This is a genomic window from Methanocella paludicola SANAE (genome assembly GCF_000011005.1).
GTDB classification, from domain to species: domain Archaea; phylum Halobacteriota; class Methanocellia; order Methanocellales; family Methanocellaceae; genus Methanocella; species Methanocella paludicola.
Genome location: NC_013665.1, coordinates 1,527,501 through 1,542,433, shown reverse-complemented (window position 1 = coordinate 1,542,433; position 14,933 = coordinate 1,527,501). Strand labels below are relative to the sequence as shown.

Sequence of the window (14,933 nt, the reverse complement as noted above, 5' to 3'; positions counted from 1 at the left end):
CATTCTCTTTTTATTATCGTACTACGGGCCTGGCAGGCGCAGCCGTCTTTCCGGATACCCAGTGGAACATCATTCCCAGCAGCCCGCCCCAGATGATCGCCGCGATCAGTGCGCTGATGATGCTTGTCGCAGTCAACGCCGTGGGCATTGCCCCTCCCGCGCTCAGTAATATGGGTATGAGCAGCCCGAATATGACCCAGATGGCCAGCAGGAATACGATGCCTTTGGTCACGGCGCTCGTCGTCGGGATCTTCTCGTATATCCCTCCGAAGATCGCTCCAAGGATGAGACCCACAATGGCCATAAAGAGTAAGAGCGCGATCATTGCAGTGAGCGATGCGGCCGCAAAGCCCGCGATGGGCATGACCCCGCCGAAGATGGACCGCACGTCAACGAACGCCACCAGGGACGCAAGCCCGATCAGCGCCAGTAATAAGGCCAGTATTCCCATTATCACTCCGGTTATGATCCCCGCAATGGCGCCGTCGCCAATATCATTTGTCGCCATAAGTATACCTCCCTTTCGCTTACCCGATAACGGCATATGGAGCCGTATTTTACTCAGGTTTCCGTATAAGCGTCGCTGTCTTTTCGGATAAGGCTTGTCCGCTTTTTTTGCAGGTCCGGGCAGTGGTTGCTTGTGATTTAGCAAAAAATAATGATACATACCCCTGGTTTAAGTTCGCGAAGCTGGTTAAGCCCGCGAAGACTGTTCGAGCCCTAAGACCGCGAAGCTTACGCGAAGACCGCGAAGACTTTCTTAAAGAATTAATTATTGATTTTTAGCCTTATTCATTTTAATATTAAATTATCTTTTAATCAATCTTTGCGGTCTTCGCGCCTGCTTAGCTGTCTTAGGGCTCGAACAGTCTTCGCGGGCTTATGCTTCTTAGCGGGCTTATATGACAATAGACAAGAGGATAAAAGTACTATTTAATAAAGAAAAATGGAAAAGGAGATAAGCTTTAGTACTTCCTGGACGCCAGCGCACAAACAGCGCCGAGGGCCACAAGAACCGCTACGAACGTGAAGCCCGGGGTCGCGGTCGGAGTGGCCGAGGCTGCCGGTAGTGTCGGCGGCATGGGGGTCGCGTTCATGGGCTTGCCGGTCTGGACCGTCCTGGTCGGTATGACGAGGCCGCTCAGGCCCGTTGCCGTAACGTCCTTGTAATAGGGGCTCGCCACGTCCGGATACTCGATCGAATAGGTCGCGTTCGTGGTCTTGTTCAGGTAGTCGAGCTTCGAGGGTATGACCCAGAAGCTGTAGTTGCCCGCGCCGGGGACGCTCATGTTAAAGGTGCCGTCGGAGGCCGGGTTTACCTTCGTGTCTATGTTGTCCGGGCTCCTGGCGTATATCGTGAGGTCGGTTACGCTCTTGACACTATTATAGTTTTCAGGATCGAACGCTATCGAGCCGCTTACCGGAACGTATGTCACGTTATCCGTCTGGTTCAAAGGGGCCGATGTGAGAGTCACCTGTGCGTACGAGGGCACTATTAAAGCGCCCGCTACCATTATTGCCGTTATAAATAATATTAACTGCATTTTAGCCATTGAATATCCCTTGCCATTATATTCTCTGATATACGAAATAAACTTTGTTGTCTTTTTGCCCTTATCGGGTTAATATTTTATGCTCATGCGTTCTAAGTGGGAATCATGAACGACCAGACGCGGCTCTTCCTGAAGAAGCGCTTCCGGGAGTACTACGCGGAACACCCTGTCCCGATGCCGCCCGGCTTTATGCAGCGGGAGTGGGGTTTCCTCTTCTACGAGGACATGCCCGATAAGTCCCGCCCAATGCAAATGCATCGGCACAAGTCGTTCAATAGCGCCGCGGAGCTAAATGACTATCTCAAAAGTATGGCGCCCCAGCATGCCTATCATTCGGCCGCCTACTACCAGTATCCGCAGGCTCCCACGATGCTCGAAAAGAAATGGCTCGGCGCCGACCTGATATTTGATCTTGATGCCGACCACCTTCCCAATCCTCCGAAGTCTTATGCGGGCATGCTCGAGATGGTCAAAGTCGAGATCGTTCGTCTTATCGATGAATTTTTGATCGATGATCTGGGCTTCAGCGAGAAGGATATGGATATCGTATTCTCGGGAGGCCGTGGATACCATGTGCACATTAGGGACGAGCGCGTGCGGACCCTCAAAAGCCCCGAGCGCCGGGAGATCGTCGATTACATACTGGGAACGGGGCTCAACAGCGACCGCATCTTCATTAAGGCAACGAAAGTCGTCGAGGGCTTCAAAGGCCAGAAGACGACCGGGGTCTGGCAGATCGACGGGTTCGGCGACGGTCAGCCGGGATATGGCTGGAATCGCCGGGTCGCCGGGTATATCTCGGACAAGCTGGCCGATATTGGCCGGCTCGAGGATAAGGCGGCAAAAAAGGAGCTGAAAAAGTACGAGCTCGATACAGGGCAGGCGGGCGCGCTCCTTGAAATATCCCGAAGTACGACCGAGCTGGATAAGATAAGAAAACAGGGCAGGCTCGAAATAAAAAGCAACCTCAAGGGCTTCTTCAAGAACATGCTCGACGGGACGATCGACCAGTTCAAAGTCGACGTAGCGGGAAAAACCGACGAGCCGGTCACGGCGGACATCAAAAGACTTATACGGCTGCCCGGCTCTATACACGGGGGGTCGTCATTTGGCGTCATACCCCTCACCAGAAAACAGCTCGAAACATTTAATCCCCTTGAAGATGCCATAATATTTACTGAGTCGCCAGTCAGGGTACTGGTCACGAAGCCCCAGGAAGTGGAGATCAGGGGGAAGATATGGCGCGTCAGCGAGGGCGTCGGGCGGCTGCCCGAGAACGTCGCAATGTACCTGATGTGCCGCGGGAGCGCCGAATATGAGCCTTGAAGACCTCGTCATGATACTGACCAAGGAGCGGGACCTCGATGATCTGCAGGAGCTTGGCGATTCTTTCTACGATAATGCGGCCTCCTACATAAAAAGACTCGAAGAATCGAGGAATGAGGCTACGAACTACCGGGAGGCCGACATGCTGAGCGACGAGCTCAAGAACGCCCGCATGGTGCTCGAAGGCATATTCGACAGGCGCCGGAGCAAGATCATCGACGCCGCGCTTAACACGGCTTCGGGCATCCGCACGGACGTCAAGGGCCTGACGGCTAAAGAAAAGCCCATGTTCGACAGCATCGTTACTGCCCTGGAGAGCGGCAGAACTGATGTTCTGCTACCCATACTGGAGCCCGGCCGAGAGCCCGGCAGGGCACAAAATCCTTCGAAAAATATATTAGGGGAGACAACCAGTAAGGAAAAGCCTATCGAAAATTCTGTAATTCAAGATAGCAATGTAACCGAAGACCTTATGATGGTCAAAGTGCTCAAAGACATTCCCCGATTCGTGGGAGTCGATGGGCGGCACTACCACTTATCAGGCGAAGACGTGGTCGTTCTTCCAAAGGCGAACGCGCTGGTGCTGTGTAATAAAAACGTCGCCATACCCTTGCAAAACCAGCAGGGGAAGGGATAAACCCTATAAATCCATACGCAAAAAGGTGAATATCACATGAAGATGCCGAAAAAATACATGACGTATTGTCCGCATTGTAAGACTCACACCGAGCATGAGGTGGAGAAGGTCAAGAAGGGAAGGGCTTCCACCCTCACCAGGATCGAGCGCCAGAAGGCCAGGTCCTTTGGCATCGGTAACCGCGGCAAGTTCTCCAAGGTGCCCGGCGGCGATAAGCCCACCAAGAAGGTCCACATCAGGCTCAGGTGCCTCAAGTGCAAGAAGGCCATGGTCAAGGAAGGCTTCAGGACGCAGAAGTTCGAGCTCATAGAGGAATAAAAACCTATTAAGGTGATAATCATGGAAGCAACGAAGAGCAAGTTCCTCAAGGTAAAGTGCAATGACTGCCAGAACGAGCAGGTCATTTTCGGGAACGCGACCAGCAGGGTCGACTGCACGGTCTGCGGCAGGACCCTGGCCGAGCCCAGCGGCGGCAAGGCGGTCATCAAGACGCAGATCTTAGAAGTACTCGAGTAAATAGAGGTAAAGCAGCATCATGACTAAAGGATGGCCCAACGTAGGGGAACTCGTAGTCTGTACCGTAACGAAGGTCGTGGACTTCGGCGCGTTCGTCGCGCTCGACGAATACGATAACAAGGAAGGGCTGATTCACATTTCCGAGGTCGCCTCGGGGTGGGTCAAGTATATCCGCGACCACGTTCGTGAAGGGCAGAAGATCGTCTGTAAGGTACTGGACGTGAACCCCAAGAGGGGCCATATCGACCTTTCTTTCAAGGACGTTAACGAACATCAGCGCAGGGAAACGATCCAGCTCTGGAAGAACGACCAGAAGGCCTCCAAGTGGCTCCAGTTCGTCGCCGACGACACGAAGATCCCGCCTGCCGAGCTGGAGACGATGAAGGATACGATCCGGGACGAGTTCGGTAACCTTTACGCTATCTTCGAGGACGCGGTCAAGGGCGACATGCGGACCATCAATAAGCTTGGCTTCCCGCAGAATGTCGTGGACGCTATCCTCAAGGTCGCGCACGATAACGTCAAGGTCCCATCCGTGGATATTTCCGGATACGTAGACCTTATTTGCCCCGTATCCAACGGCATAGACATCATTAAGAAGGCGCTGAAGGCGGCGAACGCCGGCGATGCCGGGGAAGGCATCGTCGTCGAGATCTCGTACGTAGGCGCCCCGCGTTACCGCATAAGGGTCGTGGCTCCCGACTACAAGAAGGCCGAGAACATCCTCAAGAATACCGCCATACAGGCCATCGAGCAGGTCAAGAAGCACGGCGGCGAAGGCGAGTTCCACCGGCACATGGAAGAGGCAAAGTCCTTCCAGTGAGCCTTATTTTTAATTATTATGAAGACCAAGATGAAGAAGTGTGCGCAGTGCGGCACATATACGTTTAATAGTGCATGCCCGAAATGCGGAGGGAAGACTATAAATCCCGTCCCGGCGAGATATTCTCCTTTGGACGCCTACGGCAAGTACCGGCGCCTCGCAAAGAAGTGACTTTTTACTATGAACGAGACAACCGTCGTCGAATACGGCGAAAAGGCCCTGGACCGGCCCGTAATGGTCGTCGGGCTGCCGGGCATCGGACTGATCGGTAAACTTGTAGCCGAACACCTTATCGGAGAGCTAAAGGCCGAGAAGATCATGGAGATCTTTTCACCCCAGTTTCCGCCTCAAGTTAACGTGAACCCTGACGGGACCACGAAGCTGGTCAGCAACGAGGTCTATGCCTGGAACGGCGACGAGAAGGCCGCCGACATGCTCATCCTGGTCGGCGATTCCCAGAGCGTGACCAACGAGGGCCACTATGAGCTCGCGGGGATATACCTCGACATCGCGGAAAAGTTCAAGGCGCGCCGCATTTACACTTTAGGCGGATACGGCACCGGGAAGCTTATCGAAGTCCCGCACGTCCTCTACGCGACGAATAAGGCCGACATCATCGACGAGGTCAAGTCCTACGGCGCCATATTCAACGAGGGCGAGCTGTCCGGCGGCATCATCGGCGCCTCCGGCCTGATACTCGGATTGGGCGAGCTCCGGGGCATCGAAGCGGTCTGTCTTATGGGCGAGACATCCGGATACCTCGTGGACCCCAAGAGCGCCCAGGCAGTCCTCGGCGTTCTATCAAAAGCGATGAACCTGACGGTCGACATGAAAGAGCTCGAGGCCAGGGCGGCGGAGATCGAGAAGATCATCACTAAGATCAAAGAGCTGGAGCAGCAGCAACAGCCCGGCCCCAAGGAATTTACGGCGGAAGACAAGTACATCGTCTGAGCTGCCAACCATAATCTTTTTTTGCGCTTCTGAGCGAGTTTCGTTTTATCATCGAGAAACGTTCAGGCATCCGCATTTTTATACTGGTATTATAGAATCCCGATCACTTTACCGGGAGGTGAAGGCGAATGTGCGACACCTGCGGCTGCGGCAAGAAACCCAAGTAAAAATAATTTGCGGAGGGGCCCTTCGGCCCCTCCATAACATTACTTCTAAAATATCGAATCCATCTGAGTTCTTTTTAGCTCGCGCCTGCGCTTTTCCAGGAACCCGTATACGGCTCCGTGAGGCGCGCCGTCGATGAGCATGTTCAAAGCCTCGCGCACCGTGGCAAGCTGCTCCGAATCGCCGATGATGCTTATCGTCTTACCATAGACGGAGACCCGGGCGCCCGACATCTGCTCGATGACCTCGCGGGTCTTGCCGTTCCTCCCGATGATGCGTCCCTTAAGCCGCTTAAGGTCTGACGGCGAATCGGTCAGGTTCGACAGGTCGATGACGTCCAGGACCAGGTCCTCGTTCTCGAGAAGCTTGAGGGCTTTCTCGGGGCTGAACCCGCGGGCTACTGCCTTGATGACCTCGGCGGCCTTCAGCGCCTTAAAGGCGTCCGCCTCGGTCCCGATGACCACGGTCCCGCTCTCGCTGTCGACGTCCACCGTCGCGCCTGTCTTCTCCTCGATGATCTTTTTGATGTTCCCCTCGACGCCGATGATGGCGCCGATCCTGTCCTGCGGGACCTTGATGTGCTCTTGCATGATTATCAATCCTTTTTCAATATGTGGGCGCTTAACTCTTCTTCACTGCACTTTACGCCCGATTTCTTAAAGTACCTGACGATGTTTTTCACGTCTCGTGCCAAAAATTCTCGCGCCATGGGGTGTTCCAGCATTACCGCCTGTCCCATATCTATTATGACCGGTCTTTCCTCATATAGAAGTATGTTGTATTCGCTTAAGTCTCCGTGTACCAGCTTCGCCTTCTGGTATAGCAGGCGCATGTAGTCGGCGACGGTGTCGTATATCGGCTGCGGCTCTTCGAGCCGTACGTCCTTGAGCCTGGGCGCCGATACGCCGTCCTTTCCTATGAATTCCATGATGAGGATGTTTCTCTCGGAGATCATAGGCTCGGGTACTTTTACGCCGACCTCAGCGGCCCTCTCCAGGTTCCTCTGCTCCTTTTTTGTCCAGGCGAACACTATATCCTTTTTCGTGCCGCGCACGTTGGAGAAGCGGGGGTCACCGATAAGATAATCCTGCATCTTTTGAAAATCGCTGGTGTTAATACGGTATATCTTAATTGCCAGCTCCTTGCCATTCTCACCGATCGCATGGAACACGTCGGCCTCCTTACCCGTCGATACGACGCCGCCCATAGCCGTGATGATACCTTTACTGGCCAGCGTGTACAGGGTCTTCAGCGTAGGCGTGTCGAAGACTCCGCTCTCCGCTTTCAGGTCGCTGGAGTCCTTGATCTTAAAGTGGTACTCATCGATACGCTTATCGATGCTCTTCATTTTTTTATCGTGGTCCATAACTACGCCTTTTTACTTAACAGCGAACGCACACACATGCGCACGCTCTCTTCGGAATTATGCTCCGGCTTCCAGCCAAGCGACTTCATCCTCTCGATGGAGAGGCCCATGAAGGGCACGTCGCCCGCCCAGCCCCGGGTGCCGCCGGTATATTCGAGCTTAACGCCGTTCAGGCCCATCTCTTCTATTACGATCCGCGCAATGGCAGTGACATCGATGCGATCTTCCGAGCCGATATTTACGATGTTCACCGGGCCGTGCTCCTTTTCCACGGCGAAGAGCATCGCGTCCACGCAATCCCCGACGTGCAGGTAGGACTTTGACTGCCGGCCGTCGCCGAGGATGGTCAGCTTCGCCGGGTCCTTTTTGAGTTTTTGGATGAAATCAAAGATGACGCCGTGGGTGCTGCGGTCGCCGATGATGTTGGCAAAGCGGTAGAGCCACGAGGCCATGCCGAACGTGTGGCAGTAGGAGCTGATGAGCGCCTCGCAGGAAAGTTTCGACGCGCCGTAAAGCGATATGGGCATGAGCGGCCCGTAATTTTCGGGCGTCGGCACAACGGACGCCTCACCATACACGGTCGACGTGGACGTAAAGGCAATATTCTTTACGCCGAGCTCTCGCATGGACTCGAGCACGTTATACGTGACGATGATGTTCTGCTTCAAGTGTACTTTCGTATTTTCGGCTCCCAGCTTCACGTCGGGATTAGCGGCCAGGTGATAGACAATATCGGCCCCTTTCAATTCCTTTATGGCTCCGTCGCCCGAAATGTCCTTCTTGATAAAATTAAAGCGGTCATCGGGGAAGTGGCCTTCGATGAACTCCAGCCGGCCACCGGAAAGGTTATCGATGACCGTCACATCATGGCCCATCGCCAGCAGCCTGTCCGTCAGGTGGCTGCCGATAAACCCTGCCCCGCCCGTTACGACGCATTTCATGTGACTCTGGTATGGCGATGTACATTTAATAATCTATGGGTGATGGGCGATTGTGCCCATCCATGGATTGTACCGATCAATAGATAATCTATAAATAGTGCTGGAAAAGTACATTAACCTCAAACCATAAAACCAAACTTACCTTTAACGCCGGTATTCGACAATGAAAAATAAATCCCTCTTACTGCTCGCCCTGGCGCTGGTGTTCATATCTATCATAATGCTGGCGGCCTCGATAGACTATTCCAGCGGCCTCATAGGAGTCCGGTCCCAGCCCCAGCCCACGATCGGCACCGACATCAACATCACCGGGCAGTCGAACCGCACGGACGACGGGTCCACGTCGAATATCAATGACGATCCCTCTAAGAGCGATAACGGGCCCGACGAGTCGCTATCCAGTAACCTGGACCTTAACGATATTCTTAAACCCCTCAGCAGCCTGCCGGACATGCTCGAAGACCCGCCCGACAGCCTGCTCTTATGGATCATTTTGCTCATCCTGCTCATCTTACTGGCCATGATCGGCTATATTCTATGGCGGAGGTACAGGCGGAGGAAACAATCGCCAGTACTCGTAGAGGAAACGCATATCGAGGCGCGGCCCATGCTCGAGTATTTCGAGGGCGACTATAAGATCAGCTTCCCGCAGATCCGCGCTCCCTTACCCGCTATCTGGGGAGCGGGCGACAAGCTGAACGTCCTCATCCAGGATAAGGCCGGGAAAAACAACGATATTACCCTGTATGTCGACGGCAACGCCGTCCGGAACATCCCGATGGAAAGCGGAAGCGCGCAATTCTCGCTCGACCTGGATAAAGGCGACCATCGCATCAAGATAAGCCCGAAGAACGTCACCGAGGGCTCCTCGTGGGCGGACGTGCGTATCGTCGAATACCGGGAAGAGGTCGTCAGGATGTTCAATGAAATGTACCAGGGATACCGGTCAGGCCATAACGGGACGAACGGCGAAATGACGGCCCGGGAGCTGGAGATCGCGATGAGGCAGGGAATGCCGGAAGATATGCAAAAAAGGCTGGGGAAGACCATAACGCTCTTTGAGTATGCGAACTATAGCTTACACGACATCCGGCGGGGAGAGTTCGAGGAAATGTATATGTCGCAGGCGGGCCTTGTGCCAGCCACGGGAGGCAATAATGTCGATGTCTGACGGAACTAAGGCCATTGCAGTGCAGCAGGAAGAAATAGAAGACGGGGCCGGCATAAAAAGGGATATCCTGCTGGGCGTCATTTACAGGTCGGTAGCGCTGGCATTGTTCGCGGGTTTTGTCATCATCTACTTCCCCTCATCGGACTTCTTCTATCCGGCGATCTACGCCGCAGCCATACTGTACATAGGCTCTCTGGTCAGCATGTTCATCGCGGGAAAGCTGTCCCGCCCCATCGCTTACGCGTCAGTCGTGCTCGCTGTCACGGTATTCCTTGCGATGTCGCTGCCGGCGCAGGACATGTTCCCGTCAGTAAAGGGCCTGCAGATGCCTGTTTTGATAACCGGCATCATCGGGGCGGCCCACTGCCTGTCAAGGGCGTACTCGGAGTTCACGGGGGTCGTGACAAGGGCACTGCTCATAGCGGCACTGGGCGTCCTGTACTATTCCGCCTTCACGTCCGTCGACATGCCGGTTCTCTCGCAGTTCAGCATGCTTGCGCTCATAGCCTTCGTTTCTGCTGCAATTTACTCATTGCTGGGGATCCTGAAACGGCACAGCAATGAAAAGGTAGCATACGTCGGGAACCTCTTCTCGAGGATAGAGAGCCCCGTAGCAACGAGTATTATCGTCGCACTGGTAATGACCTACGTGCTGCTCGTCAGGCAATCCCTGGCGAGCCTCGGCTCTTTCGGGCAGGCCGTGATCGAGTGGGCGGCCCTGAGCGGGATCGTGCTTTTCATATTCATCAAGATACAGTCGGCGATGCTTGACGACTCGGCCCAAAAGCTGGAGGGCCGGACATGGCCTGCAGGCGCCTACTCCGATAAGGCCGAGCTGGAAAAGGCGACCTACGAGGTCAACTCGTTCGTCAACGAAGGGAAAAAGGAGGGGCTGGTCATGCTCATGGCGACGGCGCTGCTCGACAACGGCGTCCCGGCGGACACGTCCCGGTCCATTCTTTCGATCATCATCGACCATGAGGACGATAAAGAGCCGCCGGCCATGTTCAAGTGGGCCGTCGGGAACATCAATGAGGCTAATCGTAAAAAACGCTTAGAAGCGGTCAATGATATGACGGCCGCCATGGTATCGGCGATCGATGCCGCCGGCGATGCCGTAAAAAAGCATAACGGGCCTGATATGGTCAGGCAGAGGGTGTAAAGGTCATGGAAATCGACGAGTTTCAAACGTTATCCGGCCGTATACTGCGGGCGACGTACGGCGTGATCGTCGGCGACGGCATCGTGGTTCAAAAGATGCTATGTGCCGCACTTGCGGGCGGCCACGTCCTGTTCGAGGATAATCCCGGCCTCGGGAAAACGATGCTTGCTAAGGTCTTCGCTAAGGTATCGGGATGCGAATGGGGCCGTGTCCAGTTCACTCCCGACATGATGCCGGGCGACATTCTTGGCGCCAGGATATGGAAGGACGCCAGGACTGGCTTCGTCCTCGAAAAAGGCCCGGTGTTCACGAATATCCTGCTCGCGGACGAGATCAACAGGGCTCCCCCCAAGACACAGTCCGCACTACTGGAAGCGATGGAGGAGCGACAGGTCACCATCGAGGGCACGACTTACCGGCTGGAAAGGCCGTATTTCGTCATCGCGACCGAGAACCCCATCGAGCTCGAGGGCACATTCCCGCTACCCGAAGCCCAGCTCGACAGGTTCATGCTGAAGATGTCCACGGGATATGTTAAAACGGTCGAGCAGGAAAGTGAAATACTCCGGCGCCGCATCCAGTGGAGAGCGGACGACCCGACTGACAGGCTCGATAGTGTGGTCACCAAAAGCCAGATCATCGCCATGCAGGACCTGGTGGAATCAAAGGTATACGTCGACAACCAGATACTGGACTACGTTAGCAGCATCGTCAGGGCGACCCGGGAGCATCCCGCCGTCGAAGTGGGCGCAAGCCCGAGAGGAGCGCTCTCGCTATTAAAATTATCCAGGGCGTACGCCGCCATGTGCGGCCGGGACTTCGTCACGCCCGACGACATCAAGCCGTTCGTGTTCGAGGCACTGAGCCACCGCGTGATCATGGGCATCGAGTACCAGATAGAAGGGAATATCACGCCCCGGTCCATCATCGAAGAGATCGTCTCGGCCATCGAGCCGCCTAAAGGCTACGTGCGGCAGGGCTTTATTAGGCGATAGTAACCGGGGGGAACAGAATAGCGGCGTTTTCCGGGCATATGGTCGAAGAGGCGGGCTTCTTCCTCGCCTTCCTGACCATAGGCATCGTATTCGGCAACGATATACTGATGTTCATCTCAATAGTGCCCTTCCTCTTCCTGCTCTTCTCGAAGGCATATAAGGCACAGGACAGTATAAAGGCCGAGCATAAGGAAAGCATCATTAAAGCACGCCTGAACGAGACGGTCACCATATCGACGACCATAGAGCCGGACGGGGGCACGGGCATCTATACGGTCTCCGATCCTCTTCCGGACCACCTGGGCCTGAAAGGTGGAAATAACTTTCATGTTTTCTGGAACAACGGCAGGAAAGCTCCCGTAACGATAACGTACGATGTGGACTGCGCGAAACGGGGCATATACACCATAGGGCCCACGCACGCAGAATTTTTCCATAACTCCTGGCTGGAGCAGCCCGTATCCTGGACGGACGAGGACGCCACCCGCCTTATCGTCGACCCGGAACAGCAGCATATTAAAAAGCTGAGGGATCCCAGGCTTTTCTCCAGCATGCCCGTGCCTGTCGGGGCGGTCAGCAAGCTCGGGATGAGAACGACCGACTTTACCGAGATCCGCAGCTACCACCCAGGAGACTCTTACCGTACCATCAACTGGAAAGCCACTGCCCGTTTCTCAATGTCCGCCGACCCGAAGCCATTCGTGAACGAGTATGAAAAGGAAGGAAAAAAGACCGTATTCCTCTTCGTAGACGCCGGCGCATGGGCGGGGCGCGGCCCCGAGGCCGACCATGTTTTCGAGCATATCGCAAGGGCGGCATCGGGCATCGCCTCTTACTACCTGGAAAGGAATATGCGGGTAGGCGTATACGTATACAATTACGGCGAGCTTATCGTCCCTGATTCGGGAAAAAAGCAGGCATCACGCATACTCCGGGACCTGCTGGAGGTCCGGCCAGGCGGCACCACCGAAGGCGATAACAGCCTAAAAAGGGCCGTCAAGGAGTGCTCTGGCCACCTGATGGGCACGATACCACTGTTCATCGTGATAACGATGGCCGGCGGGAAGAACACGCGGGACATCATCGAGGGCATCAAGTCCATGCGTAAATATTCTCCGGGCGCAAAAATACCGCCGGTCACGCTGCTGCATATCAAAGGATATAGCCTCGAAGCCCAGGGGCCCTCCGGAGAGGCCGGTGCATCGCTTCTCGAGCTCGATAACCTGCAATATATCCGTATGATCAAGAAATCCGGGGCGCACGTCGTGCAGTGGGACCCGAGAACAGACAGCCTGAGCCAGCTTATGATGGCCGGTTTCGGGAGGCGGCAGCGATGAAGGGCAGCAAGAACGTGATCTCGACCGACATCGTCGACGTACTACCCACGGTCATCGTAATATCAATGATGGCCATGGCATTCCTGACTTTCGCATATAGCAAACTTTTCGGCAGCCTTACCGGTCTCCTTCATATGAGCGTACCGCCAACAGGCGATATCTTATTGATCTCGGTCGTGGTGGCTTTAGCTGCCCTGCCGCTGGCGTTCCTGAACGTCTGGTCGGGCACCATGCTCAAAGCCGTTACATACCTGGCATGGCTGCTTTACCTGCCCTCCGCCCTGTATTATTCGGGCATCGACGTCTTCAGGATACTCAGCATATCGGCGAACTTCAGCGTCTTCACCACCAGCCTGTCCTATACCATTATCGCCATCGCCGGCATACTAATGGCATGCGGAAGCCTGACGATGCGCTCGTTTGGCCGCTTAAGAAAAGCCCGTGAATATTTCCTGGCCCGCGGGGCAGATCAGTCAGAGACCCGCCGGGCATTTTTTCATAATGCCCTGTTCGTGATCAAGCTGATACTGGCAACGGGCGCGGCTACCATCCTCTTCGCATTCCTGGCGCCGACAATAGGGCAAAAGCTCCGGTCCACGTTCATAACAGCGAGTTCCACGTACCTGCTGGTCGTGCTGGGGGCCATCCTGCTCCTGGCGCTCGTATTAGTGCTATTCTTATGGCCCCGTAAAAATGGTGAAAAAGGATAAGATAAGCTATATTAAATCATTATATGAATTCACCATGAGAAAGACCAAGATCGTTTGTACTATAGGCCCCGCCTGCGACACGCAGGAAAAGCTGGAGGCGCTTATCAAGGCGGGCATGAACGTCGCCCGGCTCAACATGTCCCACGCGACGCACGAATACCACGCTAACCTCATCAGGAATATACGCTACGTTTCCGAGGCGCTGGACAGGCCCATAGGCATACTCATGGATCTCCAGGGACCGAAAATACGTATAGGCACGCTCAAGGAAAAGGTCATTCTCACGCCCGGGCAGCGCTACGTCATCACGACGCGGGAAGTGCCCGGCGACGACAAGGAAGTCCACGTGCCATTCAAAGACCTGCCGCAGTCAGTCGCCCCGGGGCAGACGCTGCTCATCGACGACGGCCTGATAGAGCTGACGGTCGAGGAGGTCAAGGGCAGCGACATCATCACGAAGGTCGTAAGAGGCGGAGAGCTCAAGAACAACAAAGGCATAAACCTGCCGAGATCGACCATCAAGGCCCGCTCCATTACGGACAAGGACATAAAGGACCTCATGTTCGGCCTCGACCAGCACGTCACCATGGTCGCCATGTCGTTCGTGCGGACGCCGCAGGACGTGCTCGACCTGCGCAAGATCATCGAGGACAACCAGGCCGACATACCGATCATCGCAAAGATAGAGAAGCACGAGGCCGTCAAGAATATCGACGGCATCATAGACGTGGTGAACGGTATCATGGTCGCCAGGGGAGACCTGGGCATAGAGATCCCCATGGCAGAAGTGCCCATCGTCCAGAAGATGATCATCTCTAAATGTAACGCCAAGGCCATACCCGTCATCACGGCCACCCAGATGCTCGACTCCATGATCCGGAACCCCATACCGACCAGGGCCGAGGCTACGGACGTGGCGAACGCCGTTTTCGACGGCACGGACGCGCTAATGCTGTCGGGCGAGACAGCCTTCGGCGAATACCCGATAAAGTCGGTAGAGACCATGGCCCGGATCGCGGAATACACCGAGGCATCATCCTATTATAAGCACGCGATAGCCGCTAAGACTCCGCACCCGTCGCTGTCCATAACGGATTCCGTAGCGTTCGCGACCACGGAAGCCGCACGAAACCTGAATGCCCAGGCTATCATCACCGCGACCCAGACCGGCTACTCCGCAAGAAAAGTATCTAAATACAAGCCTCAGATACCCGCATATGCCGTTACGAACAACAAGTCCGTCATCGACGAGCTGACGGTCTCGTGGGGAATATTCCCGG

18 protein-coding genes (1 of these 18 only partly in view) are annotated in these 14,933 nt (G+C 55.0%); 13 read left to right on the top strand and 5 right to left on the bottom strand.

Annotated features, from left to right (window positions below):
* Nucleotides 1–13 precede the first annotated feature (13 nt).
* Nucleotides 14–508 carry a DUF6789 family protein gene (locus tag MCP_RS07800; RefSeq protein ID WP_012900292.1) on the bottom strand — a complete coding sequence of 165 codons (495 nt, stop codon included), beginning with the start codon at nucleotides 506–508 and terminating at the stop codon, nucleotides 14–16.
* 457 nt (nucleotides 509–965) lie between these two features.
* The gene (locus MCP_RS07795) at nucleotides 966–1,514 is read right to left on the bottom strand and encodes a PGF-CTERM sorting domain-containing protein (RefSeq protein ID WP_158301464.1); all 549 of its coding nucleotides are present in this window, start codon (nucleotides 1,512–1,514) and stop codon (nucleotides 966–968) included.
* A 144-nt stretch (nucleotides 1,515–1,658) separates the two neighbouring features.
* On the opposite strand from MCP_RS07795, the gene priS reads away from it, so the two are divergent.
* From priS to MCP_RS07760, 7 genes are read left to right on the top strand one after another with little or no spacing between them, the layout of a single operon-like run.
* Nucleotides 1,659–2,879 (top strand): DNA primase catalytic subunit PriS, encoded by a 1,221-nt coding sequence (priS, locus tag MCP_RS07790; RefSeq protein WP_012900290.1) that lies wholly within the window; start codon nucleotides 1,659–1,661, stop codon nucleotides 2,877–2,879.
* Nucleotides 2,869–3,516 (top strand): hypothetical protein, encoded by a 648-nt coding sequence (locus MCP_RS07785; RefSeq protein WP_012900289.1) that lies wholly within the window; start codon nucleotides 2,869–2,871, stop codon nucleotides 3,514–3,516. Before priS ends, MCP_RS07785 begins: the two co-directional genes overlap by 11 nt.
* Before the next feature lie 36 nt (nucleotides 3,517–3,552).
* On the top strand, nucleotides 3,553–3,834 hold the full coding sequence (locus MCP_RS07780; protein ID WP_012900288.1) for a 50S ribosomal protein L44e: 282 nt from the start codon (nucleotides 3,553–3,555) through the stop codon (nucleotides 3,832–3,834).
* A gap of 21 nt (nucleotides 3,835–3,855) precedes the next feature.
* Nucleotides 3,856–4,032, top strand: coding sequence for a 30S ribosomal protein S27e (locus MCP_RS07775; protein ID WP_128567095.1), 177 nt, complete (start codon nucleotides 3,856–3,858; stop codon nucleotides 4,030–4,032).
* Nucleotides 4,033–4,051: 19 nt separating this feature from the next.
* A complete protein-coding gene (locus MCP_RS07770; RefSeq protein WP_012900286.1) occupies nucleotides 4,052–4,855 on the top strand; it encodes a translation initiation factor IF-2 subunit alpha in 804 nt (267 codons plus the stop codon).
* A gap of 18 nt (nucleotides 4,856–4,873) precedes the next feature.
* A complete protein-coding gene (locus tag MCP_RS07765) occupies nucleotides 4,874–5,026 on the top strand; it encodes an RNA-protein complex protein Nop10 (RefSeq protein WP_012900285.1) in 153 nt (50 codons plus the stop codon).
* A 9-nt stretch (nucleotides 5,027–5,035) separates the two neighbouring features.
* Nucleotides 5,036–5,806: a proteasome assembly chaperone family protein gene (locus MCP_RS07760; protein WP_012900284.1), complete on the top strand. Its 771-nt coding sequence runs from the start codon at nucleotides 5,036–5,038 to the stop codon at nucleotides 5,804–5,806.
* A gap of 212 nt (nucleotides 5,807–6,018) precedes the next feature.
* Here MCP_RS07760 and MCP_RS07755 read toward each other — a convergent pair whose 3' ends face one another.
* From MCP_RS07755 to MCP_RS07745, 3 genes are read right to left on the bottom strand one after another with little or no spacing between them, the layout of a single operon-like run.
* Complete coding sequence (locus MCP_RS07755; protein WP_012900283.1) at nucleotides 6,019–6,561, bottom strand: KH domain-containing protein; 543 nt, start codon at nucleotides 6,559–6,561, stop codon at nucleotides 6,019–6,021.
* A 5-nt stretch (nucleotides 6,562–6,566) separates the two neighbouring features.
* The gene (locus MCP_RS07750) at nucleotides 6,567–7,337 is read right to left on the bottom strand and encodes a serine protein kinase RIO (protein WP_012900282.1); all 771 of its coding nucleotides are present in this window, start codon (nucleotides 7,335–7,337) and stop codon (nucleotides 6,567–6,569) included.
* A gap of 2 nt (nucleotides 7,338–7,339) precedes the next feature.
* The gene (locus tag MCP_RS07745) at nucleotides 7,340–8,278 is read right to left on the bottom strand and encodes an NAD-dependent epimerase/dehydratase family protein (RefSeq protein WP_012900281.1); all 939 of its coding nucleotides are present in this window, start codon (nucleotides 8,276–8,278) and stop codon (nucleotides 7,340–7,342) included.
* Nucleotides 8,279–8,441: 163 nt separating this feature from the next.
* On the opposite strand from MCP_RS07745, the gene MCP_RS07740 reads away from it, so the two are divergent.
* The 6 genes in view from MCP_RS07740 to pyk are tightly spaced (at most 38 nt apart) and all read left to right on the top strand, a layout consistent with a single transcriptional unit that may run on beyond the window.
* Complete coding sequence (locus MCP_RS07740) at nucleotides 8,442–9,449, top strand: hypothetical protein (protein WP_012900280.1); 1,008 nt, start codon at nucleotides 8,442–8,444, stop codon at nucleotides 9,447–9,449.
* Nucleotides 9,442–10,611, top strand: coding sequence for a hypothetical protein (locus tag MCP_RS07735; RefSeq protein WP_012900279.1), 1,170 nt, complete (start codon nucleotides 9,442–9,444; stop codon nucleotides 10,609–10,611). Before MCP_RS07740 ends, MCP_RS07735 begins: the two co-directional genes overlap by 8 nt.
* A gap of 5 nt (nucleotides 10,612–10,616) precedes the next feature.
* Nucleotides 10,617–11,606 (top strand): AAA family ATPase, encoded by a 990-nt coding sequence (locus tag MCP_RS07730; RefSeq protein ID WP_012900278.1) that lies wholly within the window; start codon nucleotides 10,617–10,619, stop codon nucleotides 11,604–11,606.
* Nucleotides 11,607–11,644: 38 nt separating this feature from the next.
* A complete protein-coding gene (locus tag MCP_RS07725) occupies nucleotides 11,645–12,943 on the top strand; it encodes a DUF58 domain-containing protein (RefSeq protein WP_012900277.1) in 1,299 nt (432 codons plus the stop codon).
* Entirely contained in the window at nucleotides 12,940–13,653 is a 714-nt protein-coding gene (locus MCP_RS07720; RefSeq protein ID WP_012900276.1) for a hypothetical protein, read from the top strand. Before MCP_RS07725 ends, MCP_RS07720 begins: the two co-directional genes overlap by 4 nt.
* Before the next feature lie 34 nt (nucleotides 13,654–13,687).
* Nucleotides 13,688–14,933 carry the 5' portion of a pyruvate kinase gene (pyk, locus tag MCP_RS07715; RefSeq protein ID WP_012900275.1) on the top strand. The gene runs 506 nt beyond the window's last position, so the window shows 1,246 of its 1,752 coding nt (coding positions 1–1,246); it begins with the start codon at nucleotides 13,688–13,690; its stop codon lies off the right edge, out of view.